Source organism: Agromyces flavus (assembly GCF_900104685.1).
GTDB classification, from domain to species: Bacteria; Actinomycetota; Actinomycetes; order Actinomycetales; family Microbacteriaceae; genus Agromyces; species Agromyces flavus.
In genome coordinates, this window is the sequence record NZ_LT629755.1 from 2,151,292 (window position 1) to 2,176,729 (window position 25,438).

At 70.4% G+C, this 25,438-nt stretch carries 25 protein-coding genes; 6 read left to right on the forward strand and 19 right to left on the reverse strand.

From position 1 onward, the window contains the following. Positions 1-21: 21 nt before the first annotated feature. The 5 genes from BLT99_RS10080 to BLT99_RS10100 all read right to left on the reverse strand — a co-directional run bounded on the left by BLT99_RS10080 (position 22) and on the right by BLT99_RS10100 (position 4,898). On the reverse strand, positions 22-828 hold the full coding sequence (locus BLT99_RS10080; protein ID WP_092671776.1) for a TerC family protein: 807 nt from the start codon (positions 826-828) through the stop codon (positions 22-24). A 72-nt stretch (positions 829-900) separates the two neighbouring features. Continuing rightward, the gene (locus BLT99_RS10085) at positions 901-1,986 is read right to left on the reverse strand and encodes a ScyD/ScyE family protein (RefSeq protein ID WP_157674974.1); all 1,086 of its coding nucleotides are present in this window, start codon (positions 1,984-1,986) and stop codon (positions 901-903) included. A 149-nt stretch (positions 1,987-2,135) separates the two neighbouring features. Next, positions 2,136-3,686 carry a lipase maturation factor family protein gene (locus BLT99_RS10090; protein WP_092671782.1) on the reverse strand — a complete coding sequence of 517 codons (1,551 nt, stop codon included), beginning with the start codon at positions 3,684-3,686 and terminating at the stop codon, positions 2,136-2,138. A 78-nt stretch (positions 3,687-3,764) separates the two neighbouring features. Beyond that, positions 3,765-4,133, reverse strand: coding sequence for a hypothetical protein (locus BLT99_RS10095; protein ID WP_092671785.1), 369 nt, complete (start codon positions 4,131-4,133; stop codon positions 3,765-3,767). A gap of 189 nt (positions 4,134-4,322) precedes the next feature. Beyond that, the gene (locus tag BLT99_RS10100; protein ID WP_092671787.1) at positions 4,323-4,898 is read right to left on the reverse strand and encodes an NADPH-dependent F420 reductase; all 576 of its coding nucleotides are present in this window, start codon (positions 4,896-4,898) and stop codon (positions 4,323-4,325) included. 100 nt (positions 4,899-4,998) lie between these two features. Between BLT99_RS10100 and BLT99_RS10105 the strand changes: the two genes are divergently transcribed. Beyond that, positions 4,999-5,520 (forward strand): MarR family winged helix-turn-helix transcriptional regulator, encoded by a 522-nt coding sequence (locus BLT99_RS10105; protein ID WP_092671790.1) that lies wholly within the window; start codon positions 4,999-5,001, stop codon positions 5,518-5,520. Here the strand turns inward: BLT99_RS10105 and BLT99_RS10110 are convergent. Beyond that, positions 5,517-6,047, reverse strand: coding sequence for a hypothetical protein (locus BLT99_RS10110; RefSeq protein WP_092671792.1), 531 nt, complete (start codon positions 6,045-6,047; stop codon positions 5,517-5,519). The two genes, BLT99_RS10105 and BLT99_RS10110, sit on opposite strands and share 4 nt — an antisense overlap. Positions 6,048-6,265: 218 nt before the next feature. Between BLT99_RS10110 and BLT99_RS10115 the strand changes: the two genes are divergently transcribed. Then, a complete protein-coding gene (locus BLT99_RS10115) occupies positions 6,266-7,495 on the forward strand; it encodes a hypothetical protein (protein WP_092671795.1) in 1,230 nt (409 codons plus the stop codon). 3 nt (positions 7,496-7,498) lie between these two features. Here the strand turns inward: BLT99_RS10115 and BLT99_RS10120 are convergent, their stop codons facing one another. Continuing rightward, positions 7,499-11,308: an adenylate/guanylate cyclase domain-containing protein gene (locus tag BLT99_RS10120; RefSeq protein ID WP_166670883.1), complete on the reverse strand. Its 3,810-nt coding sequence runs from the start codon at positions 11,306-11,308 to the stop codon at positions 7,499-7,501. Between the two features lie 187 nt (positions 11,309-11,495). Here BLT99_RS10120 and BLT99_RS10125 point away from each other — a divergent pair, with 187 nt between their 5' ends. Together BLT99_RS10125 and BLT99_RS10130 are read left to right on the forward strand one after the other, a co-directional pair. Then, entirely contained in the window at positions 11,496-12,119 is a 624-nt protein-coding gene (locus tag BLT99_RS10125; RefSeq protein ID WP_092676049.1) for a ClpP family protease, read from the forward strand. Beyond that, a complete protein-coding gene (locus BLT99_RS10130; RefSeq protein ID WP_092671801.1) occupies positions 12,116-12,745 on the forward strand; it encodes a ClpP family protease in 630 nt (209 codons plus the stop codon). Before BLT99_RS10125 ends, BLT99_RS10130 begins: the two co-directional genes overlap by 4 nt. Positions 12,746-12,824: 79 nt before the next feature. Here BLT99_RS10130 and BLT99_RS10135 read toward each other — a convergent pair whose 3' ends face one another. The 7 genes from BLT99_RS10135 to BLT99_RS10165 all read right to left on the reverse strand — a co-directional run bounded on the left by BLT99_RS10135 (position 12,825) and on the right by BLT99_RS10165 (position 19,953). Continuing rightward, the gene (locus tag BLT99_RS10135; protein WP_092671804.1) at positions 12,825-13,241 is read right to left on the reverse strand and encodes a helix-turn-helix domain-containing protein; all 417 of its coding nucleotides are present in this window, start codon (positions 13,239-13,241) and stop codon (positions 12,825-12,827) included. Between the two features lie 81 nt (positions 13,242-13,322). Beyond that, a complete protein-coding gene (locus BLT99_RS10140; RefSeq protein WP_172803005.1) occupies positions 13,323-13,619 on the reverse strand; it encodes a DUF1540 domain-containing protein in 297 nt (98 codons plus the stop codon). Between the two features lie 112 nt (positions 13,620-13,731). Further along, the gene (locus BLT99_RS10145) at positions 13,732-14,496 is read right to left on the reverse strand and encodes a hypothetical protein (RefSeq protein WP_092671810.1); all 765 of its coding nucleotides are present in this window, start codon (positions 14,494-14,496) and stop codon (positions 13,732-13,734) included. A gap of 99 nt (positions 14,497-14,595) precedes the next feature. Further along, positions 14,596-15,930 (reverse strand): ABC transporter substrate-binding protein, encoded by a 1,335-nt coding sequence (locus BLT99_RS10150; protein ID WP_092671813.1) that lies wholly within the window; start codon positions 15,928-15,930, stop codon positions 14,596-14,598. A 53-nt stretch (positions 15,931-15,983) separates the two neighbouring features. Continuing rightward, positions 15,984-16,919, reverse strand: a complete 936-nt coding sequence (locus tag BLT99_RS10155) for a carbohydrate ABC transporter permease (RefSeq protein WP_197675485.1) — start codon at positions 16,917-16,919, stop codon at positions 15,984-15,986. Then, a complete protein-coding gene (locus tag BLT99_RS10160) occupies positions 16,916-17,866 on the reverse strand; it encodes a carbohydrate ABC transporter permease (protein ID WP_092671815.1) in 951 nt (316 codons plus the stop codon). The genes BLT99_RS10155 and BLT99_RS10160 overlap by 4 nt, the downstream gene beginning before the upstream one ends. Continuing rightward, positions 17,863-19,953 carry a beta-galactosidase gene (locus BLT99_RS10165; RefSeq protein WP_092671818.1) on the reverse strand — a complete coding sequence of 697 codons (2,091 nt, stop codon included), beginning with the start codon at positions 19,951-19,953 and terminating at the stop codon, positions 17,863-17,865. The genes BLT99_RS10160 and BLT99_RS10165 overlap by 4 nt, the downstream gene beginning before the upstream one ends. Before the next feature lie 120 nt (positions 19,954-20,073). Here BLT99_RS10165 and BLT99_RS10170 point away from each other — a divergent pair, with 120 nt between their 5' ends. Further along, complete coding sequence (locus BLT99_RS10170) at positions 20,074-21,096, forward strand: LacI family DNA-binding transcriptional regulator (protein WP_092671821.1); 1,023 nt, start codon at positions 20,074-20,076, stop codon at positions 21,094-21,096. Between the two features lie 19 nt (positions 21,097-21,115). Here BLT99_RS10170 and BLT99_RS10175 read toward each other — a convergent pair whose 3' ends face one another. Both BLT99_RS10175 and BLT99_RS10180 read right to left on the reverse strand, forming a co-directional pair. Then, a complete protein-coding gene (locus BLT99_RS10175) occupies positions 21,116-21,538 on the reverse strand; it encodes a hypothetical protein (RefSeq protein ID WP_331712572.1) in 423 nt (140 codons plus the stop codon). Beyond that, entirely contained in the window at positions 21,483-22,229 is a 747-nt protein-coding gene (locus tag BLT99_RS10180) for an SDR family oxidoreductase (RefSeq protein ID WP_331712573.1), read from the reverse strand. Before BLT99_RS10180 ends, BLT99_RS10175 begins: the two co-directional genes overlap by 56 nt. Before the next feature lie 251 nt (positions 22,230-22,480). Here BLT99_RS10180 and BLT99_RS10185 point away from each other — a divergent pair, with 251 nt between their 5' ends. Further along, the gene (locus BLT99_RS10185) at positions 22,481-22,951 is read left to right on the forward strand and encodes an NUDIX domain-containing protein (protein WP_092671827.1); all 471 of its coding nucleotides are present in this window, start codon (positions 22,481-22,483) and stop codon (positions 22,949-22,951) included. An 85-nt stretch (positions 22,952-23,036) separates the two neighbouring features. Here the strand turns inward: BLT99_RS10185 and BLT99_RS10190 are convergent, their stop codons facing one another. The 3 genes from BLT99_RS10190 to BLT99_RS10200 are packed head-to-tail and all read right to left on the reverse strand — an operon-like array spanning position 23,037 to position 25,422. Beyond that, positions 23,037-23,837, reverse strand: coding sequence for a nitroreductase family protein (locus tag BLT99_RS10190; RefSeq protein WP_092671830.1), 801 nt, complete (start codon positions 23,835-23,837; stop codon positions 23,037-23,039). A gap of 2 nt (positions 23,838-23,839) precedes the next feature. Continuing rightward, entirely contained in the window at positions 23,840-24,193 is a 354-nt protein-coding gene (locus BLT99_RS10195) for a hypothetical protein (RefSeq protein ID WP_092671833.1), read from the reverse strand. Then, the gene (locus BLT99_RS10200) at positions 24,190-25,422 is read right to left on the reverse strand and encodes an AI-2E family transporter (protein ID WP_092671836.1); all 1,233 of its coding nucleotides are present in this window, start codon (positions 25,420-25,422) and stop codon (positions 24,190-24,192) included. Before BLT99_RS10200 ends, BLT99_RS10195 begins: the two co-directional genes overlap by 4 nt. Positions 25,423-25,438 lie beyond the last annotated feature (16 nt).

A 25,438-nucleotide genomic window follows, 5' to 3' on the forward strand; every position in this document is an offset into this window, starting at 1 on the left:
CATCCGCCACGTCACGGCCGGTCACTCGACCGGCTGGACCTCCTTGACGCTGCCGGTGTCGTCGACGTACTGCTGGTGCAGGTGCACGGGCTCGACCTCGCGCGCGGCCGCACGCCTCGCGCGACGCCGTGCCGCCGTGAGGTTCAGCAGCTCGACGAAGATCGCGAAGGCCATCGGCCCGTAGATCAGCGCCTTGTCGATCTTGAGGCCGAACCCGTCGGCGATGAGGAACACGCCGATCAGGAGCAGGAACGAGAGCGCGAGCATCTTCACCGTGGGGTGACGGTTCACGAACGCGAAGATGTACCGCGCCGCGACGAGCATGAGCGCGAACGAGAGCACCACCACCGTGATGATCACGATCATGTTCTCGGTCATGCCGACGGCCGTGATGACCGAGTCGAGCGAGAACACGATGTCGAGTGCGAGGATCTGCGCGATCACCGCGCCGAACGTGGCCGTGCCCGCGCCGGTCGTGTGCTCCTCGGCGCCCTCGAGCTTGTGGTGGATCTCGGTGACGGCCTTGTAGACGAGGAACGTGCCGCCGGCGATGAGGATCAGGTCGCGGCCCGAGAACCCCATGCCCCAGAGCGTGAACAGGTCGGTCTTCAGCGTGATGATCCATCCGGCCGCGAACACGAGCCCGACGCGCATGACCATCGCGAGCGTGAGGCCGAGGTTGCGCGCCTTCGCCTGCTGCTCGACGGGCAGCTTCGCGGCGAGGATCGAGATGAAGATCACGTTGTCGACGCCGAGCACGACTTCGAGCACGAACAGGGTCAGGAACACGGCCACCAGGTCGGGCGTGAACTCGAGGGAGAAGTCCATGCGGACCATTCTCTCCGAGTGCGGTGGTCAGTCCCTGTGCGTCGGACCGGCGAGACCTCGCGATCGGGCGGACTATCGCAACCCGATCGAGACGACCTTGCCGTCGCCGAACACGTCGGTCGAGACGACGAGGCGGCCGCTCTGCCACTCGACGCCCGCAGGCGACGGCAGCTCGGCGAACGTGCTGACCTCGCCGCGCTTCGTGATGACGGACACCTTGCCGCCGAACAGCTCGGTGACGAACACGTTGCCGTTCGGGGCGACCGCGACGCCGGTGGCACCCGCGAACCCGGACGCGTACAGCTGCACCTCACCCGTGTCGGGGTTCACGCGGTACACGGCGCCTCGCGCGCCGCTGCTCTCATCCTCAGGGCCGCCCGGGAGCGACGTGACGTAGAGCCATCCGTCGCGTCCCATCTCGACGTCGGTCGGCACGGGCTCGGTGATGAACTCGTGACCGACGACGCACGTGGGCAGGCCGAACGCCGCGGCGAGCGAGTCCGTGGCGATGAGGCTCGACGGGGGCAGCACGGCGACAGTCGAGATCTCCCCGGCCGGATCGACCGCGAGGACGGCGTTGGCACCGGCATCCGCGACGTAGGTCACGCCCTTCAGTGCGAGCGCTCCGTAGACGTGCGTGTCGATCGCGCCGCCGTGCGGACCGACGAACGGGAGCAGGAACGGCGGGATCTGCTCGAGGCAGTCGGGTGCGAGGTCGCGGAAGCCGTACTCGGCGTCCGCATCCGGGTTGTTCGCCTGCTCCCACGCGAGCACGTCGATCGACGACACGGTTCCGTCCGCCGCGCGCTGCATGAGCCGCGAGGCGAGCACCTGCTCCATGTCGCCCTCGCGCTCGCCCCAGATCACGACGTCGCCGAGGGTCGATACGGCGGCGATGCCCGGGCCGGTCGCCAGCGTCTCGGGCGCCCCCTTGGTGACCTTCGTCAACAGGCCGGCGAAGTCCTGGCCGACGTAGAGCGTGCCGTTCGGCGTCACGTCGAACGTCAGCGGGGTCACGAGGTGCTCCGCCAGGGTGACCGTGTCCCCGGGTGACGGCGGCTTCGGCCCGCGCGGCGCGGCCACGGCCGGGGTCGCGACCGCCGCGAGCGCCACCCCAAGGATCGTCGTGATCGTCGCAAGCGCACCGAGTCGTCGCACGTGGTCCCCCTCGAGACTCGCCGCCGCGGGATCTCCCGTCAGGCCCACCGGTGGGGCCGCAGCTGCGACGGATGGCTGGACTCTACCGACCAGCCGAGTGGGCCGAGACCCCAGAACGAGGCACACGAGGTCGCGGCGGCGTACGCGTGTCAGTCCCGGTGCGTCGGCCGAAGCGAGATCGGCGGGATGGCGGTGCCGAGCGGATGGCGCACCCACACGTCGCCCGTGCGCCGATGCTCGTCCCGCGTCGCGAACGTGTACAGCTCGGTCCGCGCGCGCACGGCGGTGGGGCGCTCGCCGCGGAACGGATCGTGCGCGAGCAGCTTCAGCGTCGCGGCATCCGCCTCGAGCAGTTTCTCGAGGAAGCGCAGGAACCAGTTCTCCTCGATGCGGCCGAGCGGCAGGAACCACATGAGCCAGTCGAGTCGCAGGTGGTACGGCGCGAACTGCCGGGGGATGCGCTTCGCGTCACCTGGCTTGCCCTTGAACCCGTACTCGCGCCATTCCGCCGACGGGTCGCGCGGATCGTCGGCCGTGCCCTCGACGATCACCTCGACGCGCTGCCGGGTGACCGATCCGAACGCGCCGTACGCGTTGACGAGCATGAAGCGGTCGAACGACGCGTTCATGAGCTGCCGCTTCGAGAACAGGTTCATGAGCGGATGTCGGCTGAGCCACAGGATCAGCGCCGTGACGAGCAGCACGATCGCGATCCACCATCGCGGGCTCGCGGCATCCGCGGGTGCCTCGATCGCGTCGAGCGGCAGCCACGGGAGCAGCCACTGGACCGCGGTGTCGCCGACCGCGCCGAACGCGAGCACGATCGTGATCCAGTTGAGCCAGGCGAAGTTGCCGGTGATCACGAGCCACAGCTGCGTGGCGATGATGACGGCGGCCGCGACGGTCCGCACGGGCTGCGGCGCGAAGAGCAGGAACGGCACGACGAGCTGCGCGAAGTGGTTGCCCAGCACCTCGAAGCGGTGGAACCATTTCGGCAGCAGGTGCGCCTGGCGGCTCAGCGGGCCCGGCATCGGCTGGGTCTCGTGGTGGTAGTACAGCGCGGTGAGGTCGCGCCAGGCTCGATCGCCCCGGATCTTGATCATGCCGGCGCCGAACTCGAGGCGGAACACCAACCACCACACGAGCACGATGATCAGCAGCGGCGGCGGCACCTCGCGCGAGCCGAGGAACGCGACGAGGAAGCCCGCCTCGCACAGGAGCATCTCCCAGCCGAAGCCGTAGAACGTCTGGCCCACGCTCGCGATCGACAGGTAGAGGCCCCACATCGCGAGGAACACGAGCATCGGGAGCCAGGGCGGGCCGAGCTGGGGCAATCCGACGACGACGGATGCCGCGAGCACGACCCCGACGACCGCGACGCCGACGAGCTTCGCGTCGCTGTACCCCCATCGGCGGAAGACCGTCGGGCCGAGGTAACCGCGACGGCGCGTGCGCCGGAGCGGGCCGACCTTCTCGCCGAGGCGCGCTTCGCGCTCGTGCATGCGCCGCTCGGTCGCACGCACCGCGTCGAGCAGGTCGGGCACGGGGAGCAGCCCGCGCTCGCCGAGCAGCACTCGGAACTGGTTCAGCGTCGAGACGAACGCGATGAGGTAGAGAGCGGCGATGCCGCGCTGCAGCACTTCGCGCGCGAGGTCGGAGTCGCGCGCGTCGAACCACCAGAACCAGTCGGTCCCGTCCACGTCGCCACGCTAGCCGCGCTGCCGACGGCCGGCCCGGGCCCATGGCCCCACCGCGCGGTCGGTGCCCGGTCGGATGCGTCAGGCCGGTGGATTCTGCGGGTCGAGCGTCTCGATGGTCTCCTGCTCGACCGCGTTGTCGGCCTCGAGGTCGTTCGCGTCGGGGCCGGGGTCGGTGTCGGCCCGGCCACCGGGACCTGACGCGGCGCCGGTGTCCCCGACACCGCCTGCCGCGGCCTGCTCCGCGTCGGCCGCCTCGCGGTCGGCCGTGTCGGGGTCGAGCATCGCGTCGCCGTGGCTGCCGCCGCCGCCCATCGTTCCTCCGGAGTCGATCATGCTTCCCCCACCCATCGTGTTGATCGTGCCGGTCAGCGCCGGCGAGTCCTCATTGAGGTCTCCCGCGGGTGGGAGTCGATCCTCGTCCTCCCACGGGTTCAGCGGGTCGCCCATGTGCGCGTGCCTCCTCTGCGAATCGTGGATTCCGTGATGACTCCACGTTGCTCCGGCACCGCGGAAGCGTCAACGGGTTGACACCCTTCACCGCTCGGGCGACCCGGGAAGCGACGACGCGCCCCGAGCCGGGGCTCGGGGCGCGTCGCGCGTGGGGGCGGATGGCGCGGGGCGCTTGGTGCGCGAGGATCAGGCGACGAGCGCGACGCCCGCGTTCCAGCCGACCTTCTCCTGCACGGCCAGCGTGAGCTGGAGGAAGCCGATCGACTCGAGCTCGCGGGCACGCGAGAGCGTTCCGGCGTCGACCGCGTTCACGCCACCGGCGCGGACGACGTCGACGAGCGCCTGCTTCGCGAGGTCGTCGTCGCCGGCCACGAGCACCGTCGTGGGGTGGGCACCGCCGACCGACTTCGCGGCGAGGGTTGCGGCGAAGTTGGTGTTGAACGCCTTGAGCACGCGCGACTCGGGAAGCTTCGCCGCGAGTTCGGCAGCGGCCGACGCGTCGGCCGGCACGACGAGGGAGTCGAAGGTCTCGAAGTTCAGGGGGTTGGTGATGTCGACGACGATCTTGCCGGCGAGCTGCTCGCCACGCGCCTCGATGATCTCGCCGAGCGACGGATAGGGCACGGCGAGGATCACGATGTCGCCCGTCACCTGCTGCGAGGCGTCGCGGCCGACGTACTCGGCGGTGTTGCCGCCCGCTGCCACGATGCCGCCGATGGCGGTGCCCATGTTGCCGTTTCCGATGATGCTGACCGTCGTCATGATGTCCTCTCCGCGTCATCCGACGCGATTAATTGTTGCGACAACCAATAAAGTAGCCCAGATCAGTTGTCGCGTCAACTATGTGTGAGAGAATGTCGACATGACGGATGACACGCGCTGGCTGAACACCGAGGAATCGGCGGCATGGGTGCGCCTCGTGGCGCTCACCGAACTGCTGCCCGGCGCGCTCGACGCCCAGTTGCTGCGAGAGGCCCAGCTCACCCACTTCGAGTACGGCGCGCTGATGGCGCTCGCGGCCGCACCCGACCGCACGATGCGCATGACCGCCCTCGCCGCCCGCACGAATGCGACCCTCCCCCGGCTCTCGCACGTCGCGCGCCGCCTCGAGGAGCGCGGGCTCATCCGCCGCTTCCCGTGCCCCGAGGACCGGCGGGCGACCAATGCCACGATCAGCGACGCCGGCATGGAGCTCATCGAGCAAGCTGCCCCGGGCCATGTCGACACCGTCCGTCGCATGGTGCTCGACGCGCTCACTCCCGAGCAGCTGCAGCAGCTCTACGCGATCGCCGGCGCGGTGCTCGCGCGGCTCGACCCCGACGAGCGCCTCTCGGCGACCTCCTGCCAGTTCAGCGAGGGTCCGGCGCTCGCGCGGGCCGGCTAGGACGCCGCGGCGTCACTGATGCGCTGTCGGACCCGGGCGAGCGTCTCGGGCGGGAAGAGCTCAGCGGGCAGGACCGTGTACGAGCTGCCGTTGCTGGTCTTGAGCAGCACGGCGTCTCCGCTGACCACGAGCGAACCGAACGCCCCGTACTGCACGTGGCCCTCGGAAAGCGCGGTCTGCAGCCACAGCCCGTCGGGTCGCGCATCCAGCCGCATGCGGAGGCCCTCCGCCGCGACGCTTCGGACCTGGCGGGTGAAGCGGCCGCGCTGGACGATCACGCCGATCCATGCGCCGACCGCTTCGCACCCGACGAGCAGGACGGCGCCGATCCACGAGCCGAAGACGGTCACCGCGAGCACCACCCCGACGACGGCGAGCGCCGCCAGGATCGCGATCGCCACGGGACGCGTGTTGACGTAGCGGACGTATCCGTCGGCGAGACGCCGTGCGGTGTCGGCTCCCGCGACGAACTCGCGCGTGCCTTCATCCTGCGCGCGATCCTCGACAGCCGACTCCTCGCTGCCCATCCGGTCCATCCTTCGCTCCGCGTCGAGGCATGAGCCTAGCGGGCACGCGAGGGTGCGCGATGCAGTTCCTCGGAACGCATTCCGCGCCCGACCGGGCAGGCACTCACCCCCCATTGGTGGGTCGTGGCGGCGATGGTGCATCGTTAGCATGAGCGTGATCGTGACCCGAGGGACGGCGATACGGCCGCGCCCGGATCACCTGTGCTGAGGAGGCCAGGATGAACGTGGTTCGAGCTCTCGCCAAGCCTGCGGTGCTGGTATCCGCCGCAGTGCTCCTCGCCCTCGGGTCGACGGCAGCGCTGAGCGCCGCCGGCGCCGACGACGAGACGCTCCGGCTGCACCTCGGGAGCGACGGCACGCGCTTCGTCTACAGCAACGGCGGCGACCCGATCACCCAGACGATCCCCGCTCCGCGCAACTGCCGGGTGAGCATCGACGGGGCGCTCGCCACCATCACCGGCACCGATCAGGGCCCCGGCCTCAAGGACGGTTCCATCGGCATCAAGTCCGGTGGCTCGACCGGCGTGCCGTGCGCTCGCGTGGACAACACCGAGGAGCTGACCGTCGCCCTGAAGGGCGTGCCCGACGCGATCTCGGCCTCGCTCGACCTCGAGCTCAAGGGCGAGGTGCTCCTCGACATCGTGGTCTCGCTCGGCAGCACCCCGGTCGACACGTTCCAAGTCCGCTCGGGCGACGAGATCGTGCCCGGCGAAGGCGTCAACGGCAGCGGAACGGAGCCGTTCACCGCCACCGCGACATCCGCGGAGCCGATCGTCAACTGCCGCAACGCCTCGAACTCCGGCCCGGACGCGGGGCCGGCGGACAACTGCTATGTGACCATCGAACCCTCGTCGGCCTTTGACACCGTGCTGCTGCGTCCCGCGGAGGGCGAGGTCTCGCTCGAGGGCAGCGCCGACTTCGGTAACAACCCCGCGTTCGACACGATCTTCACCCTCGGGTCGGGGTTCGACGGCGAGCTCGGATGCACCGAGGCCGACAACACCGCCACGATCGAGGAAGGCACGGTCTTCGGCAGCTTCACGCGTCTCGAGAACAGCGACGGATCCGACTGCGTGCTGAAGCCCTACACGCTCGATGTCGACATCGCGGCCGAGACGATCAGCTTCGTGCCGGTCGACAACGAGGGGGCACCGCAGCCGGCGACGTATCAAGCCACGCTCAAGTTCGCTCCACAGAACTCGGCCAACCCGTTCACGAGTCAGCTGGAGTACGACCAGGACGGCGACGGCCCGCTCGGTTTCGAGGACATGCCGTGGTGCACCGGCGATCCGTTCACCAACCCGGACGCACCTGGCTCGATCAATACCTCGGTGATCCCCGCCGGCGACACCTGGTGCATCGTTTCCGAGGGCACCGAGATTGCATCGGCGACGCAGACGCGCACCACGTGGAATGCAGTAGGAATCGGCGACCCGTACTTCCGCTGATCGTCAGCGACGAAGACTCGGCGGAGTGCTCACCACGCCCAGCTGTCGCAGCAGGCGGTCCGCCTCGGCGAGCGCCCGTTCCCGCGCGCTCGGATCGGAGATCATCTCGGCCTCGATGAGGAGCAGCTGCGCCACCTCGAAGGGGAGGCCCTGTTCGCGGGCCTGCTCAAGCCCGGCGGTCACTGCATCCCATGCCTCTCCGCTGCGACCGACCGCGGCGAGCGCCTGGGCGCGCGTGCGGGCGAGCATGCTGCCGTAGAGCTCGGCTTCGTCACCGGCCCCACGCTCTATCTCAGTCAACGTGTCGAGCGCCTCTTGCGCCCTGCCTTCCATGACGAGACCGTGAGCGATCAGTATCGCGACCTCAATCGCCGACTGCACCTGACCGGTGCGTACGGCCTCAAGCCGCAAGGCCTTCAGAGTCTCGGCCGCTCCGCTCTCGCCACGAAGTTGTCGCAACCTCGCGAGCTGTATCGCGGCGAACGTCGCGGCCACGCGGCCGTGCGCCCGCAGCACTCGTACCGAGTCGACCAGCACATCCTCGGCCTCCGACAGCCGCCCTTGGCTGACCAGCAGCTCGCCCATATTGGCGCCGCAGATCGCTGCTCCCACCTCGTTCCCGGCGCGCGCGTCGGCATCCCGGGCGCGTGCGTAGAAACTCACCGCGTCCTCCCACTTGCCCTCGAAGTAGGCCTGGCCCCCCAGGTTGTTCGTCACGATCGCTGTGTCGGGCAGGTCTCCGAGTTCCTCGTAGATCGCCAGCGCCCGCTCGCCGTAGACCGCCTTGGCCGATTGGCCGAGCATGTTGTAGGCCGCATCAACGACTTGGTACGAACGCGCCAACGCCTCTCGCTCACCTGAGGCTTCCGCCTGAGCCATCGCCTTGGCGGCGAGGCGCAGTGCCGCCTGCGGGTGTTGCTGCAGCTGCCGGATCTGGGCATTGAGCGCATTGAGCCGCGCCGTCGCGCCCAGAGCCTCTGCAGTTCCCATCTCTGCGACGAGCCGTCGGCCGATCGACAGCTCGCGGTATGCCACGGAGTAGGCGCCCGTATAAGCGCGAAGGCGAGCACGCTTGAGCAGCAGGTCGGCGGATCGAATCGGATCGTCCCGCACGAACCGGCTGGCTCGCCGGAAGGCGTCCAGCGATTCTTCGAAGAGCCCAGCCTGTTCGAGAACGTCGCCGAGCGCCTCCGATACGTCGGCGACCTCGGAGGTGGGCAGATCCGGGATGCTGCTCGATGCGGCCAGAGCCCGTCGGTAGAACGTCGCAGCTTCGAGGTTCGCGTAGATCTCCTTGGCGCCGTCGCCCGCCTGCCGGGAGAAGTCCCACGCCTCCGGCCAGCGATGAGCTTCGGAGTAGTGCACCGACAGGAGTTCGACCTGACCCGTGGGGTGGCCGGACGAACTCGCCCGGATGGCGTCGCCGACGTCGGCATGCAGTTCCCGGCGGGTCTTGTACGGCAGCCCCTCGTAGGCTACATCCCGGATCAGGCTGTGCTGGAAGCTGACCCACCCGGTCGCGTCGACCGAGAGGAAGTCGCCGAGCCGGTTGAGGGTGCTGAGGAGCCAGCCGGGGTCCTCGGCCGATCGACCCAGCACGGCGGGGGTGTGCTCCTGCCGGAATCCGGTCCCCAGCACGGCCAGGCGCCGGACGAGGTTGCGGTCGGCGGGCGCAAGCGTGTCGATGCGCGCCGCGATCAGGCCTTCGACCGACTGGGGAAGGAAGTCGACCGCTGCGCCGGCGCGCAGCGCGTGGAGCAGCTCGAGCAGGAACAGCGGGTTGCCCTCGGCTCGTGCGGCCAGCGTGTCGACCTGGCTGGACAGCAGCGGCACACCCGTCGTCGCGCGCTGGAGGAGCACCTTCGCGTCCGCCGTCTCGAGGGGTCGAAGCTCGAGACGCGTGACGGCCGGGTTCTCGTCCGCGACGAAGCCGTCGTCGCCGGGCTGCCGGCTGAGGATCACCAGCCACGGATGGTGTTCGATCTCGGCGACGAGGGCGTTGAGCAGGTCGCGGGACGCCTCGTCCATCCACTGCGTGCCGTCGATCTGGAACAGGGTGGGCTGGTCGTTCGTGGCCCGCAGCAGTGCCGACACCGCCGCGTTGGTGCGCACCGGGCGGAACTGGTCGTCCAGCTCGGCGACCTGGGGCGACTCGGGCAACGCGAGGCCCAGGGGCGTGCCGATCAGCGCGAGCCAGGGCTCGAGGTCGGGGGCCAGCGAGCGCACCAGTTCGGCGAGCGCGGCCGCGGTCGCCACCGGGTCGAGGTCCTCCAGGCCCCAGGCTTCCCGGAGGAGTGCCCGGAACGGGAAGTACGGCGTGTTGGTCCGGTAGAGCCGGCACTCCACCGCGATCACGCGCTCCGGCTGGGTGGCCGTGAACAGCTCCTGCACGAGCCGGGACTTGCCCATGCCGACGCCCGCAGTGATCTCCACCACGCCCCCGCGGCCCTCCAGGGCGTCGGCCCAGGCCCGGGTGAGGACGGCGAGCTCCTCGTCGCGACCGACCAGCGGCGTCGTCGTCACCTGCAGCGAACTGCGGCTGCCCTCCGGCTTGCCGACGGAGAAGGCATGGACGGGCTCCGCCTTGCCCTTCACCGAGAACGGCTCGGGCGCGGAGACGTGGAACGTCGTGCGCGACCCGTCCAATGCATCCCTCGTGGCGTAGACCTCGCCCGCCGGTGCCTTCTCCATGATCCGGGCCGCCAGGTTCACCGCGTCGCCCATGATCGTGTAGGTCCGCCGGTAGCCGGGGCCGACCGCACCCGCGAAGACGTAGCCCGAGTTGACGCCGATGCGGAGCGCGAGGCCCTCGGGGGCGCAATTCCGGATCTCGCCGAGGGCGAGCAGCATCTGCTCCTCGTTGTTGCCCGCAGTGTCGGGCACCCCTGCGGTGAGGATGATCTTGCCGCCGTCCTCGGCGATGTCCGTGGCGAGGAAGGTCACGCCGTGCGAGTCGGCGAACCGCTGCACGGCACGGACGAGGTCGTCGAGGACGTCGGCGGCGTCGTTCAGATCGTGAAGCACGAGCCGGTCGAATCCGATGTAGCGCAGGAAGGCCACCGCAGCCGGCCGGTGCTCGGGGTCGATCGTGCCGCTCGTCAGAGTCTGCCGGAGGCCGCGCGGAACGAACTGCTCGAGGTCGACCGCAGGGCTCTCGGCCGCGCGGAAACCGAACTCATCGACCTCGGGGGCCCGACGGAGGAGGACGCCGGGGCCGCTCCGTGCGCCGAGGGACGAGCGCGGAAGCAGCCGCGCGGTCTCGGGGCTGAGGAGGATCTGCGCCGCGGAGGCCGCCGTCTCCATGTGGACCGTGCGCGTGGCGGCCGGACCCGCGACGATCAACTCGCGATGCGACCCGCCGACGAGGAAGAAGTCGAAGTGGCCGCTGTGCACTCCCACCGACATCCGGAGCGTCACGTTGCCCGCGTTCGTCGCGAACCCCTCGATCCGCCGGAGCTCGGCGCGCATCGCGTGCGCGGCGGCGGCCGCCCTCAGGTGGTGATCCTCGCCCGTGAACCACAGGAGCTGGGCGTCGCCGCCGAACTTCAGCAGGTTGGCGCCGAACGCGTAGGCGGCGGGAAGGAGCCTTCCGAAGGTGCCGTCGATGACCTCGGTGACCTCCTCGGCACCGACATGGCCGTGCCGTGCCAGCCGTTCGGACATCCGCGTGAAACCGGAGATGTCGACGAGCGCCATGGTCCCCTCGAACGTGCGATGCAGCCGTCCCGGCGCCTCCTCGTCCCAGTAGCGGACGAGGCGGGCGACGTACGGCTGGAGCACGTCCGTGGCGGGGGCTCGGGCGCTCGTGGTCATCGCGTCGTCACGCGCCCCCGGTCGATGTGAACAGCACGATGCCTCCTCTGCATCCGGGGTCCCTCGTGTCAATCTAACCCGGATGGCGCCCGGCACCGCCGTGACCCGCCCGATCGTGCTGCCGAGGGCAGCACTGCCCTGAGCGGCATCCGCCCCACCAGGGGCCCGCGCGACGCAGTGTGGAGGCATGAGCGAAGACGAGAGCCCACCCATCCAGCCCATCGACCACGAGCTCATCCGCCGACTGCACCACGAGCGCATCGTCGTGCTCGGCGACGAGCTCGACCAGGCGGGCGGCAACCGCATCTGCGCGCAGCTCGTCTCCCTCGCGGCGGACGACTCGCGCCGCGACATCCGCCTCTGGATCAACTCGCCCGGCGGGTCGGTGCCGGCGATGCTCGCGATCATGGACGTGATGCGCGCCATCCCGAATGACGTGGCGACCATCGCGATCGGCATGGCCGCGAGTGCCGGGCAGTTCCTGCTCACGATGGGGACGCCGGGCAAGCGCGCCGCGCTGCCGCACGCGCGCATCCTGCTCCACCAGGGCTCCGCGGGCATCGGCGGAACGGCGGTCGACGTCGAGCTGCAGGCCGACGACCTGCGGCACACGCGCGACACCGTGCTCGGGCTCATCGCCGAGCGCACCGGGCAGCCCGTCGAGCGGGTACGGCAGGACTCGCTGCGCGACCGCTGGTACACCGCCGAGCAGTCGGTCGACTACGGTTTCATCGACCACGTCGCGCACCGGCTCGACGAGCTGTTCCCCGTCGAACCGCGCGCCGTCGCCGGGCTGGGGGTGCCGGCATGAGCTCGTACGCCATCCCCTACGTCGTCGAGAAGCGCGGCGGCGTCGAGCGGTCGCTCGACGTGTACAGCCGCCTCCTGTCGGAGCGCATCGTCTACCTCGGCACCGAGATCGACGACGGCGTCGCCAACGTGCTGATCGCGCAGTTCCTGCACCTCGCCGCAGACTCCAGCGACGCGCCGATCAGCCTGTACGTCAACTCGCCCGGCGGCTCCCCGAGCGCGGCGCTGGCGGTGTACGACACCATGCGGCACATCAGGCCGGATGTCGCGACGACGTGCGTGGGCCGCGCGGGCGGGCCGGCTGCGGTGCTCCTGGCCGGCGGCGCGCGCGGTCAGCGCTCGATGCTGCCGCACAGCACCGTGACGCTGCACCAGCCGTCGACGCAGGGCCGCGGCACGGTGCCCGACCTGATCCTGCACGCCGACGAGGTGCTGCGCGTCCGTGCCGAGCTCGAGGCGGCGCTCGCGGCGGACACCGGGCGCTCGGCGGAGGCGATCCGCGTCGACACCGACCGCGACCTGATCCTGCCGGCGCAGGCGGCCGTCGAGTACGGGCTCGCCGATCACGTGCTGTCGGCGGCGGTGCCGGCCGCGGCCGGCATGCTCGCCGGCGCCGGACTTCGGTGAGGTGACGCGGACTGCGGTCTCCGCCGCCCCGGACCGCAGTTCGCGTCATCTCGCGGCGCTCCGGCGAGGCCGCGCGCGGTCAGGCGGCGAGGAGGAAGGCGCCGGTGATGGAGCTGCCGGGCGGGGCGGTGCTCGGGGCGAGTTCTGTCGTGGACCGCATCGCGTCCGCGCCGCGGACGTGCGCCTCGCGCAGGTCGAGCGTGCGTCGTCCGTCGGTGCGCGCCGCGAGCCGCCCCGCAGCCCGGACCACCACGTCGACGAGCTCGAGCCCGAGCGCCTCGGCCACCGCGCCGAGCACTTCGGACGAGGCCTCCTTGCGACCGCGCTCGACCTCGGAGAGGTACTGCGGCGAGACGCCCGCGGTCGCGGCGACCTCGGTCAGGATGCGCTCCTGCTCGAGGCGCTCGCCGCGCAGCACCTCGCCGAGCACGTGACGCCACAGCGGTTTCGCGTTGCGCCGCGCCGGCTCGGGAGACGGGAACTCGACCAGGCCCATGCCCCGAGGCTACGCAGCGGCGTCCGCGAGCGACAGGCCGATCCGCTCACAGCAGAACGGTCGGACGGGCGGCCGGGCGGGTCAGCGCGGCTCGTACGTGAGGCAGTCGGCGTCGACCGCGCCGGGGCCGACGCGCACCGACGCCGCGGTGCACTCGAGCGCGTCGTTGTGCACGCACTCGGACCGCTGGCATGCGCCGACGTGGCTGATCACCTTGTCGAGCCCGCCCTTGGTGCCGAGCGGGATGAACGTCGCGCACTCGGCGTCGCCGATCGACCCGGCGATCGTCACGGCGGCGGCGTGGCAGTGGGAGTGGTCGTTGTACGAGCACCCGGCCACCGAGCATTCGGCGACGGCGGGCAGTTCGTCGAGCGTCATGCTCACGGTGACCTCCAGAGGCGGTGTCGGACCGGCAGGTGCGGGCGATGCTACTCCCGCGCGGTCGCCGCGGCCAGACCCGATCGGCGCGTCGCTCGTGATCCGTCGGGCCTCAGAGCAGCCACGGATCGATGCCGAGGTCGTCGCCGCGCGGCGGGTCCGCGATCGCGGGTGGCGGCGCCATCCGTCGTCGAGCGGATGCCGCGGCGCGCCCGCGCGCGCGACCGAGCACGCCGGGCGACCCGGCGCCGAGCCGCACGAGCTCCCGCCGTCCGGGACCGGTCGGGATGTCGCGCGGCAGGGCCGCCACGGCGACGATCCAGCGCGGCATCCCGAGCAGGTCGAGCACGCGCGCGAGTCGTTCGGACTCGAACACGCTGTCGGAGTCGAGCTCCTCCTCGAGGACCTCGGCGAGCTCATCGGCGGCATCGGGTCGGCCGGCCGCGGCGGCGAACGCGCCAGCATGCTCGGCACCGTGCGGTTCGCTCAGCACCTCGTCGTCGGCGCCGGGTTCCCTCGACGGGTCGCTCGAGTAGCGGCCCAGTTCGTCGTGCCCGGTCCATGCGGCGATCACCAGCTGGCGGTCCTGCCTGACTCGCAGCGCGAATCCGGTGAGTTCGAATCGCTCGGCGAGCGCCGCGGCGACCTCGAGCACGCCGCGCCGTCCCGCGGCGGCGACACCCGCTCCCGGCTCCGCGATCGCGGTGATCCATCCGCCGTCGGGTTCGGCGACCCATCCGGTGAAGCGGAGACCGCGCAGCGCGGCGACGACGACGTCGCGCGTCAGCCCGCCGTTCGTGCGCAGAAGCGCCGCGCCGTACGTCTCGCCCGCCGCGCCGTCGGGCTCGTGGGACGTGCCGGGCAGCGGAAGGGCCATGGCCCCATCATCCCGCACCCGCAGGAGCACGTACGCCCGAGCCGTGGGTGTCGACTCGCACGTCGACAGCCCACGGCCCGGGCGGTTGCTCCAGTCGCGCTATCCGGCGACCGGGATGGACTGGGCCTCGAGCGCGTCGACGGTCGACTGCTGGCCCTTCTCGAGCGCCTCCATGAGTGTGCCGCTGCCGGACGCGGCGGCCTTGAAGCCGTCCGACACGTCGGCGTAGGTCTGCGTCATGGTCGGACCCCAGGTGAAGTCGGGGTCGACCTGCGCCGACGCCTCGGCGAACACGTCGTAGATCGCCTGGCCGCCGTAGAACTCGACGCCCTCGGTGAGCGTGGGCAGGTCGAGGCCCGCCTCGGTGGCCGGATAGATCGCGGCCTGCTCGTTGAGGATGGTGAGCGCCTCGTCGGAGGTGTTCAGCCACAGGGCGAACTTGGCCGCCTCGTAGAGGTGGTCGGTGCCCTTGAAGACCGCGATCGACGAACCGCCCCAGTTGCCGGCCGCGGCGCCGCCGGCCTCCCACTGCGGTGCGAGTGCGACCGACCACTTGCCGGCGGTGTCGGGAGCACCCGACGCGATCGAGTTGGCGCCCCACACGGCCGAGTTCCACGTCCAGACCTCGCCCGAGTTGTAGGCGTTGTTCCACTCGTCGGTCCACGCGGGGTAGGTCGAGACGAGGTCGTTCTCGATGAGGTCCTGCCAGTACTCGGCGACCTTCGTCGATTCGTCGCTCGTGAGCTCGACGGTCCACTCGTCGCCGTCGTTGGCGAACCATTGTCCGCCCGCCTGCCACACGAAGCCGGCGAACTGGTTGATGTCGGTCTGCGAGAAGTTCGTGATGTACCCGCCGGCCTCGCGCACCTTCACGGCCGCCTCGCGGTACTCCTCCCACGTCGTGGGCACGGCGATGCCGTTCTGCTCGAACAGGTCGCTGCGGTAGAACAGCGCCATCGGGCCCTGGTCCTGCGGGATGCCGTACACCTCGTCCTCGCTGCCGAGGGAGACCTGGCCCCAGGTCCAGTCGAGGAACTGGTCCTCGGCGGCGACGACGTCCTCGCACGCGGCGAGGTTCTCGAGACCGTCCTGCACGCGGAAGTTCGGCAGGGCGTCGTACTCGATCTGGCCGAGGTCGGGCGCGTTGCCGGCCTCGAGCTGGTTGAAGAAGTTCTGGTAGGTGCCGGAGTTGCCGTTGGGGCCCGTCTGCACCTCGACCTGGATGTCGGGGTTCGCCTCGTTCCAGACGGCGACGGCGTCCTCGATCCCGGGGATCCAGCTCGTGAACGTGAGCGTGACGTCCTCGCCGGCCGGCTCGCAGGATGCGGCGGCGTCGCCGCCGCCGGAACCGGAGTCTCCCGCGGCGCAGCCGGTGAGCGCGAGCGCGGCGGAGGTGAGCAGGGCTGCGGTGACCGCTCGTTTCGTGTGACGCATGGGGTTTCCTCTTCTCGGTGGGGTGGTCGCCCGGATGTCTCCGGGTGGAGTGCCTACTTCAGGGCGCCGGTGCCGAGGCCCGTGCGCCAGTAACGCTGAAGCAGCAGGAACGTGATGATCAACGGGATGATCGAGAGCATCGAGCCGACGAGCACGTACGTGCGCAGCTCGGGGAACTGGTTGATGGTCGAGTTCCAGGCGTAGAGGCCGTAGGTCACGGGGAACAGCTCCTCGCTCCGCAGCATGATGAGCGGCAGGAAGAAGTTGTTCCAGATGGTCACGAACTGGAACAGGAAGACCGTGACGAGCGCGGGGAACATGAGCCGGATCGAGACCGTGAAGAACGTGCGCAGCTCGCCCGCGCCATCCAGCCGACTTGCCTCGAGCAGCTCGTCGGGCACGGACGCCTCGGCGAAGACGCGCGCGAGGTACACGCCGAACGGGCTCACGACGCTCGGGAGGAACACGGCCCAGAAGGTGTCGGTGAGCTGCACGCGGCTGAACAGGAGGAACAGCGGCAGCGCGAGCGCGGTGGCCGGGACCAGCACGCCGCCGAGCACGACGTTGAAGATCGTCTCGCGGCCGGGGAACCGGTACTTCGCGAGCGCGTATCCGCACATGGCGGCGAGGATCGTCGCGACGACCGCGCCGAGGCCGGCGTAGAGCAGGCTGTTCAGGATCCACCTGAGATAGACGCCGTCGCGGTAGGTCAACAGCGCGCCGATGTTCTCGAAGAGGTTGAAGTCGGCGAACCAGAGCGGGTTGGTGCTGAACAGGTCGCCGCGGCTCTTGGTCGAGGCCACGACGAGCCACCAGATCGGCACGAGGAAGTACAACGTGAAGACGGCCATGACCAGCATGGCACCCGTGCGCGACAGCAGGCTCTCGCGTGGGCCGCGGCTGGTGGAGGCACCGCCGGTGCGAGCGAGGCCACGAGGGTTGACGGCGGGCGACGCGGTCGTCGCGTCCGGTCCGATCGCGGTGCTCATTCGCCCGCTCCCTTCCGTCGGGTGAGTCGCAGGAACGTGAACGAGAGGATGAACGTGGCCAGCGCGAGCACGACCGAGAATGCGGCCGCGAGCGACACGTTCGGGATCGAGCTGGTCGCGTAGATCGTCATGTTCGGCGTGTAGGTGCTGGTGACCGCCGAGCTGAACGAACGGAACGTCTGCGGCTCGGCCAGCAGCTGGAGCGTGCCGATGATCGAGAGGACCGCGGTGAGCACGAGCGCGGGTCGCACGAGCGGGATCTTGATCGACCACGCGATGCGCGCCTGGCCCGCGCCGTCGATGCGGGCCGCCTCGTAGATCTCCTGCGGGATCGCGAGGAGGGTCGAGTAGATGATCAGCATGTTGTAGCCGACGAACACCCACGTCACGACGTTCGCGATCGCCCACAGCACGAAGTCGGCCGAGAGCAGGTTCACCTGGCTCGTGAGCGCCTCGAACGGCGACAGGTTCGGCGAGTACAGGAAGCCCCACATGATCGCCGCGATCACGCCCGGCACGGCGTAGGGCGCGAAGAATGCCAGGCGGAAGAACTTCTTGCCCCGGATGAGCGGCGAGTCGAGCAGGAGCGCGAAGAGCAGCGCGAGTCCGAGCATCACGGGCACCTGCACGATGCCGAAGATGAGCACGCGCACGACCGAGGTCCAGAAGGCCTCGTTCTGGAACACCAGTGCGTACTGCTGCAGTCCGCCGAACACCTCGGTCGCCGCGCCGTAGGTGCCCTCGCGCTCGACGACGAGCAGGGACTGCCAGACGGCCACGGCGATGGGCACGAGGTAGAAGGCGATGAACATCACGGCGAACGGCGCGACGAAGGCGACGATGGCCCACGGGTGCTGCACGCGACGCCGGCGAGGCGAGCCCCGCCGCCCCTTCTCCTCCAGCACGGCCGATCGTGCGGCGGTCGGGGTGGTGGCCGAAGCGGTCATGCCGCGCCATCCTCTCTGATCACCCGGACCGCGCCGGCGGGCACCTCGAGGCGCCCGTCGACGGCCGATCCGGTCACGAGTTCGGTGCCCCGCCCGTCGACCTCGACGGCGGTGGAACCGTGGTTCACGATGAAGCGCCACGTGCGCTCGCCGTCGGTGCGGCGCGTGACCTCGACGTCCGCCGACGCTCCGGGCTCCGGGACGACGCCGGCGCGCTCGACGGCACGGCCGACGAGGTCGAGCAGGTCGTCGCGCTCGAGCAGCGTGCCGACGTACCACGCGTCTCCGGCGCCGTCGGCGCCGTCACGTCGCGTCACGGCGGGGCGGCCGGCGGCGGGGCCGTCGGCGAACCGGTCGAGCGCCGCGGCATCGGTCACCGCGAGCCGTTCGGCCCAGAGGGACGCGGCGGAACCCGACTCGAGCGTGATCGGCGTGCCGGGCAGGACGGGCGCGAACTCCTCGACCCGGATGCCGAGCAGGTCGCGCCACGCACCCGGGTATCCCCCCGGCCGCACGCGGTCGTGCTCGTCGACGACGCCGCTGTAGAACGTGACGAGGGCGTGGGTGCCGGATGCCACGGCGTCATCGAGCGCGGCGGCGTCGTCGTCCCCGACGAGGTACAGGCCGGGCACGACCGCGAGCCGGTATCCCGTGAGGTCGGCGCCGGGTCGCACCACGTCGACCGTCACGCCGAGGTCGTGGAGTGCGCCGTACAGCGCGTGGACCTGGTCGAGGTACTCGATCGCGTGCGTGGGGCGGGCCTCGGCGTCGGACGCCCACCACGATTCCCACGAGAACAGCAGGGCGACGTCGGCCTGCACCCGGCTGCCGGCGACTTCGCCGAGCGAGCCGACGATGCGGCCCAGCTCGAGGGCCTCGCGCCAGAGATCCGTGTCGGTGCCGGCGTGCGGGACGAGCGCGGAATGGAACTTCTCGGAACCCTGCAGCGACGCCCGCCATTGGAAGAAGCACACGCCGTCGGCCCCCTTGGCGACGTGGGTGAGCGAATTGCGCAGCAGTTCACCCGGCTCCTTCGCCAGGTTGACGGGCTGCCAGTTGACCGAGCCGGTCGAGTGCTCCATGAGCAGCCACGGCGCGCCGCCCGCGAGGCCGCGCGTCAGGTCGGCCGCGAACGCGAGTTCGGTGCGCGGCTCGCCCAGGCGGTGGTCGAGGTAGTGGTCGTTGGCGACGACGTCCATCTCGGCCGCCCACGACCAGTAGTCGAGGTCGCGGATGTGCGCTGTGACCATGAAGTTCGTCGTGATCGGAAGCGTGCTGTGCCGACGGATCACCTCGGCCTCCGCGCGGTAGTACGCGAGCAGTTCGTCCGAGGAGAACCGGTGGAAGTCCAGGACCTGACCGGGGTTGCGGCTCGAGACCGTGAGCCGCGGAGTGAGGATCTCGTCCCAGTCGGTGTAGCGCTGGCTCCAGAAGCTGGTCCCCCACGCGCGGTTGAGTTCCTCGATGGTGGCGTGGCGCTCGCGCAGCCAACGGCGGAACGCCCGGGTGCTCTCGTCGCAGTGGCAGAGGGCGTTGTGGCAGCCGAGCTCGTTCGAGACGTGCCACAGCTCGACGGCGGGGTGCCTCGCGTACCGCTCGGCGACGGCCTCGACGAGCGCGAGCGCATACCGACGGAACACCGGGGAGCTCGGGCACCACGCCTGCCGGCCGCCGGGATAGCGACTCGTGCCGTCCTCCATGACGGGGAGGATCTCGGGATGGCGCGCGGTCAGCCACGGAGGCGGCGACGAGGTCGCGGTGCCGAGGTTGACGCGGATGCCGGCGCCGTGGAGGAGCTCGATGACCTCGTCGAGTGCTGAGAAGTCGAACTCGCCGTCGGGGCCCTGGAGCTGGGCCCACCCGAAGATGTTGACCGCGACGAGGTCGACCCCCGCCTCGCGCATGAGCGCGACGTCCTCCCGCCAGACGGCGGGGTCCCACTGCTCGGGGTTGTAGTCGCATCCGAACGCGATCCCCTGGTGCTGGAACTGAGGGCGTCCGGCGGCGGGCGCAGGTTCGGCCTGCTGCGGCGGGATCGGCGCCAGCGTCGTCGCGGGGTGGTCCACGGTGCTCCCGGTGATCGTCATTGATTCTGTGAACGTGCACAGATTTCGCCGAGCGGATGTTGCGGGCAATTTCTGTGAACGTACACAGACTGCCATCGCGAATCGACCGTGTCAACACCGGACCGCAGTACAGTGAGTCGCATGAGCACGAGGCCGGCCCGATCGAAGCGCGCCACCGTGCATGACGTGGCCCTCGAAGCCGGCGTCTCGCGCGGCACGGTCAGTCGGTACGTCAACGGCGAGCGGTACGTCTCGGCAGCCGCGCGCGACGCGATCGAGGCGGCCATCGCGAAGGTCGGCTATGTGCCGAACACGGCCGCGCGCAACCTCGTGATGCAGCGGACGCAGGCCGTCGGCTTCATCGTGCACGAGCCGCACTCGCTGTTCGTCGATGATCCCAACATCGGATCGATCCTCCTGGGTGCGAATACCGAGCTCTCCCAAGCCGACCACCAGATGGTCGTGCTCATCGTCGATTCCGACCGCGACACCGACCGCGTCGCCCGGTATCTCACCGGCGGACTCGTCGACGGGGTGATCATCGTCTCAGCACGCGCCGACGACCCGATCACCCGTGTCGTGGAGCGCCTGCAGCTGCCCGCGGCCTACGTCGGGCATCCGCCGGGCGCCGCGAGCAGCGCCGCGTTCGTCGTGATCGACAACCTGGGCGCGGCTCGCTCGATCACCGAACGGCTCGCCGCCACCGGCCGTCGACGGATCGGGATGATCGCCGCGGCCCTCGACCGCGACTCGGGCGCCGACCGCCTCGCCGGCTTCACCGCGGCGCTCGGCGACTCATTCGACGAAGCCCTCGTCGAGCCCGTGCCGTTCTACTCGTACTCCGCGGGACGGGACGGCATGCGGCGGCTGCTCGAGCGCGCCCCCGACCTCGACGGCGTGTTCGCGGCATCCGATGCCGTCGCGGCGGGCGCGATCGAGGCGTTGCGTGCCTCGGGCCGTCGCGTCCCCCAGGATGTCGGCGTCGTGGGATTCGACGACAGCGCATGGGCGCGTCGCACGACGCCGCAGCTGTCGACCGTGCGACAGCCGGCGGCCGGACTCGGTGCCGAGGCGGCCCGTCTCGTCCTCGCCCAGCTGCGCGAACAGGAGATGATCACGGAGCGGCGCCTCGACACCGAGATCGTCTGGCGCGAGTCGGCCTGATCCGCCGCCGCGGCGGGGCTCAGCCGGCCGAGTCGCCCTCGGCGAGCCGGGCCCGGCCCTGCTCGGTGTTCGCGCTCGATCGGGTCAGGTTCTTGATGAACTCCACACGGCGGAACCGGAGCGCCGACCAGTCCTCGTCGATGGCCACCTGGCGCACGGGTTCGAACCCCCCCGCGCCCATCGGGGCCCATCCGCTGTCACGGTTGAATTCGCACGTATACCGCTTCGATGACGCCTTGGGGTAGGCGATCCACACGACGGCGTCGCCCTCGGTCGCGCGCGCGACCTGCTCGGCGAACGCGTCGACCTCGTGCTGCTTCGTCGCGAATGCCATCGCGAAGCCGGCGTTCGTCACACCCTCGAGGGTGCGCTCGACGGCGTTCGTCTCACCGACCTCGGCGAGCTCGGGCTCGAACGAGCTCGGCGCGTCGATGACGTGCACGGCGCCGTCCCCCTTGAGGTTGAGCTTGCGGAAGATCGCGCTCATGGCGCCGCCCGGAGGGCTTCCGCGATCGGGGTGTCGCCGCGGTTGAATCGGATGGTGCGCCCGATCGTGCCCGGGCAGCGAGCGCGGCCGCGGCGACCGCCGCGACATCCGCTCGGTCGACCTCGCTGCTGTGATCGCCCGACGCGTCGATCGCGCCCGTGCCGGACCCATCGGTCAGCGTCGAGGGCCCGAGGATCGTGTAGTCGAGCCTCGACGCACGCAGGTGCTCGTCGGCGTCGGCCTTCGCATCGGCGTAGTGGCGGAACGCGCTGTCGGCGGGCACCCGGTGGTCGGTGCGCGAACCGAAGTACGAGACCATCACGTAGCGACGCACGCCCGCCTGCTCGGCGGCATCCATCGAGCGGACGGCGGCGTCGTGGTCGACGGCGCGCGTGCGCACGGGGTTGCCGCCGCCGGCTCCGGCCGACCAGACCACGGCGTCGTGCCCGGTGATGAGCTCGGCGAGCCCGGCGACGTCGAGTTCCTCGATATCGGCGACGACCGGGTTGGCCCCGGTGTCGGCGACCTCGTCGACGTGGTCGGGGTTCCGGATGACCGCATCGACCTCGTCGCCGCGTTCCGCCAGGATCCGCTCGAGTTGGAGCGCCACCCTGCCGTGGCCCCCGATGATCAGCACCTTCGCCATCGTCGTCCCCTTCCCCGGTACCTCAACCGTAGTGACGGATGCCTCGTCGGCAACACCGGGCGCGGAATGCTGGCGTCATCGCCCGACGCGCGTGCAGAATGAGCCCAGGACACGACACACGGGGGTGCGCATGTCGATCGAAACGCTGCTCTGGGGCGCGATCTTCGGAATCATGGCGATCGGCGGGCTCGGCCTCGCCGCCTGCCTGTGGATGTTCGCGCGCTCGCCTCGACCGTGACCGGGCGCCGCCCATGCCGGTGACGAGCGCCGGCGTGCTGCTCTACCGGCGCGCGCCGCAGTTTGAGGTGCTCGTCGCGCACATGGGCGGTCCGTTCTGGGCGCGCAAACAGGAGCACGCGTGGTCCATCCCGAAAGGCGAGCTCGACGCCGACGAGGAGCCGCGCGCCGCCGCGTTGCGCGAGTTCGCCGAGGAGCTCGGCCTACCCGCGCCCGAGGTCGACTACGCCGACCTCGGAACCGTGCGATACGCGTCGGGCAAGCTCCTGCACGTCTTCGCCGGTGAGGCCACCGACTTCGAGCTCGACGGATTCGCGCCCGGCACGTTCGAGCTCGAATGGCCGCCGCGCTCCGGGCGCACCGCCGAGTTCCCCGAGGTCGACGACGTGCGCTGGGCCGGGCTCGCTGAGGCGCGCACGCTCCTCGTGAAGGGCCAGCTCGGCGCGCTCGACGCGCTCGAACGGCACCTCGCGACATCCGCCTGACCTTCGGGTTTCAGGAACTTGGAGGCTGATCAGGACCGGATCGCCGCCCGGGTCCAGATGAGCCTCCGAGTTCCTGAATCGGTGCTCAGCGCAGCGGCTCGTCCCATCCGGTCTGCGGCGTCTCGCAGGTCTCGCGGAACACGACCTGCGACGGCAGCTTGCGCTCGTGGCTCACCCAGTCGATCGCCGGACGTCGCTGCTCGGCCGGCACGTACCCGAGCCGGTACACGGCCATCAGCTCGAGCTCGTCGGGCACGTGCAGCAGGCGAACGATCTCCTCCCATCGCCCGGGCACCTCCATCGGGAACGAGATGAACTGGATGCCCATGCCGAGCTCGACCGTGGTGAGCCAGACGTTCTCCATCGCCGCGCCCATGCTGAAGACCGAGTAGAACGACGAGAGTTGCCCGGGCCGGTACTCCGACCGGTCGAGCATGACGCCCATGAGCAGCGGCGAGCCGGCGACCAACTTGCGATTCTCTTCGCCGAGCGTCCTCGGGACCCCGAAGGTGTTCATGAGCTTCTGGCCGCGCTTCGTGAAGACCTGCGAGGTGAACGGCCGCAGCGCAGCGGGCAGCTTGTCGAACAGCATGCCCGACCGCTTCTCCTCCATCTCGGCCTGGCTGAACCGGAAGTACGGCTTGTACCGCTCGAAGAAGGTGCCGTTCGACATCGCCTCGGTCATGCTCTCGCCCGAGATGCGCGCGATCGCCTCGATCGTCGCGCGGTCCTCGATGAGGACGAATCGCCAGGGCTGGCTGTTCAGCTGCGACGGCGCACGGCCCGCGGCCTCGACCAGCGTGCGCTGGTGCTCCTCGGACACGGGATCGGGCAGGAAGGGTCCGTTGGTCGTCTTGCGTCGTCGGATGGCGTCGAGCAGTTCCATGGTCATGACCTCCCGGCGCGGATCGCCGCGGCCGCGAAGAACGGCGCGGCGGTCAGGGCGATGAGCGGATGGCGCGGCGTGTGCGTCCCCGCGTACGGGATCATGGCGAGCGGCACGGCCGCGGGAGCGAGGGCCAGCGCCGCGGACCTCGCGGTACGCCGCGGGCGGCCCCAGAGCGCGCTCGACACCGCGGCCCCGGCGAGCACGCACGTCGCGATGTAGATCGCGTGGTGCACCCATCGGACGTCGCGCGTGTCGACGAGCCGCAGCGCGACCGACGCACCGAGCGCGCAGTTCGCCGCGTAGCTCGTCGCGGCCCCGAAGAAGACGGCCGGGGTCGCGCTGCTGATCGTCATGCGACCGGCGTGCCGCCGGCGGTGTCGGCTGGCAGCGCCGGAGCGTCGGAGGTCGCGTCGGCGTGCTGCCGTCGCCTGAGCCGGTACGACTTCCGCTCGTCGAGCGACGGGTCGGGGCCGTTCCACACCTTGATGATCGCCCAGCCGAGCGCGGTGAGCGGCACCGCAAGCACGGCACCGGCGACGCCGGCGAGCAGCGTGCCCGCGGTCAGCGCGATCAGGATCACGAGGGGATGGAGCTTCAGCGACTGCGCCATGACGACCGGCTGGAGCAGGTCGCCCTCGAGCTGGTTCACGACGATCACGATCGCCACGACGATGAGCGCGACCACGGGTCCGTTGGCGACCAGCGCCACGAGGGCCGCCAGGATGCCCGCGAGCGTGGCGCCGACGATCGGGATGAACGACGTGAGGAACACGATGACCGCGAGCGGCAACGCGAGCGGGACCTGCAGGATCACGAGTCCGAGGCCGATGAAGAACGCATCGACGAAGGCGACGATCGCCGTGCCGCGGATGTACCCGCCGAGCACCTTCACGCTCGTCACGCCGATGCGGCGGCCCCGCTCGAGTCGTTCGCCGCGATAGGGACGGAGGAAGAAGGCCCAGATCCGATCGCCGTCCTTCAGGAAGAAGAACAGGACGACGAGCATGAGCAGCAGGCCGGTGATGAACTCCGTCGCGCGCGAGACGCCCGTGAGCGCGGTCTGGCCGAACTCGGCGCTCGTGATGAAGTCGATGATCGAGTTGCGGGCGTCGTCGATCTGCTGCTGCTCGATCGGGATGGGCAGCTGCTCGACCCACCCGAGCAGGTCGTCGAAGCCCTGCGTCGCGGAGTCGGCGAGCTCATCCCATTGGCTGCGAACCGCGAACACGATCGCGGTGATGATGCCGCCGAGGACGATGATGCCGCCGACCAGCGTCACCCAGGCGGCGAGCATCGCCGGGAACCCGTGGCGGCGGAGCCACACGATGAGCGGGCTGGCCGCGGCCGCCAGGATGACGGCCACGAGCACCGGAATGACGAGCACCTTGACCTGCAGGAGCGCCCAGATGCCGATGGCCGCGATGATGACCAACAGGGTGAGTTGCAGGCTGCGGATCGACCAACGACCGAGCCGGTCGTTCCAGATCGGTCCGCCTGCCCCGCGACTGGCCGGGTCGTCCGCGATTCCGCCCGGGTCGGCGGAGGCGACGGTCTCGTGGGTGTCCCTGCGTCGGAAGAACATGGCACGACGATAGGGC

Bases quoted from the DNA above. Each gene is read 5' to 3' on its own strand.
- BLT99_RS10140 (WP_172803005.1), bottom strand. From the start codon at position 13,619: ATGACGCTCGACGAACTGCCCGCCGTCGCCGAATGCTCGGTGGCCGGG.
- BLT99_RS10080 (WP_092671776.1), bottom strand. From the start codon at position 828: ATGGACTTCTCCCTCGAGTTCACGCCCGACCTGGTGGCCGTGTTCCTG.
- BLT99_RS10125 (WP_092676049.1), top strand. From the start codon at position 11,496: ATGAGCGAAGACGAGAGCCCACCCATCCAGCCCATCGACCACGAGCTC.
- BLT99_RS10120 (WP_166670883.1), bottom strand. From the start codon at position 11,308: ATGACCACGAGCGCCCGAGCCCCCGCCACGGACGTGCTCCAGCCGTAC.
- BLT99_RS10110 (WP_092671792.1), bottom strand. From the start codon at position 6,047: ATGGGCAGCGAGGAGTCGGCTGTCGAGGATCGCGCGCAGGATGAAGGC.
- BLT99_RS10145 (WP_092671810.1), bottom strand. From the start codon at position 14,496: ATGGCCCTTCCGCTGCCCGGCACGTCCCACGAGCCCGACGGCGCGGCG.
- BLT99_RS10130 (WP_092671801.1), top strand. From the start codon at position 12,116: ATGAGCTCGTACGCCATCCCCTACGTCGTCGAGAAGCGCGGCGGCGTC.
- BLT99_RS10180 (WP_331712573.1), bottom strand. From the start codon at position 22,229: ATGGCGAAGGTGCTGATCATCGGGGGCCACGGCAGGGTGGCGCTCCAA.
- BLT99_RS10190 (WP_092671830.1), bottom strand. From the start codon at position 23,837: ATGGAACTGCTCGACGCCATCCGACGACGCAAGACGACCAACGGACCC.
- BLT99_RS10170 (WP_092671821.1), top strand. From the start codon at position 20,074: ATGAGCACGAGGCCGGCCCGATCGAAGCGCGCCACCGTGCATGACGTG.
- BLT99_RS10185 (WP_092671827.1), top strand. From the start codon at position 22,481: ATGCCGGTGACGAGCGCCGGCGTGCTGCTCTACCGGCGCGCGCCGCAG.
- BLT99_RS10150 (WP_092671813.1), bottom strand. From the start codon at position 15,930: ATGCGTCACACGAAACGAGCGGTCACCGCAGCCCTGCTCACCTCCGCC.
- BLT99_RS10100 (WP_092671787.1), bottom strand. From the start codon at position 4,898: ATGACGACGGTCAGCATCATCGGAAACGGCAACATGGGCACCGCCATC.
- BLT99_RS10135 (WP_092671804.1), bottom strand. From the start codon at position 13,241: ATGGGCCTGGTCGAGTTCCCGTCTCCCGAGCCGGCGCGGCGCAACGCG.
- BLT99_RS10160 (WP_092671815.1), bottom strand. From the start codon at position 17,866: ATGACCGCTTCGGCCACCACCCCGACCGCCGCACGATCGGCCGTGCTG.
- BLT99_RS10095 (WP_092671785.1), bottom strand. From the start codon at position 4,133: ATGGGCGACCCGCTGAACCCGTGGGAGGACGAGGATCGACTCCCACCC.
- BLT99_RS10115 (WP_092671795.1), top strand. From the start codon at position 6,266: ATGAACGTGGTTCGAGCTCTCGCCAAGCCTGCGGTGCTGGTATCCGCC.
- BLT99_RS10195 (WP_092671833.1), bottom strand. From the start codon at position 24,193: ATGACGATCAGCAGCGCGACCCCGGCCGTCTTCTTCGGGGCCGCGACG.
- BLT99_RS10200 (WP_092671836.1), bottom strand. From the start codon at position 25,422: ATGTTCTTCCGACGCAGGGACACCCACGAGACCGTCGCCTCCGCCGAC.
- BLT99_RS10155 (WP_197675485.1), bottom strand. From the start codon at position 16,919: ATGAGCACCGCGATCGGACCGGACGCGACGACCGCGTCGCCCGCCGTC.
- BLT99_RS10105 (WP_092671790.1), top strand. From the start codon at position 4,999: ATGACGGATGACACGCGCTGGCTGAACACCGAGGAATCGGCGGCATGG.
- BLT99_RS10165 (WP_092671818.1), bottom strand. From the start codon at position 19,953: ATGACGATCACCGGGAGCACCGTGGACCACCCCGCGACGACGCTGGCG.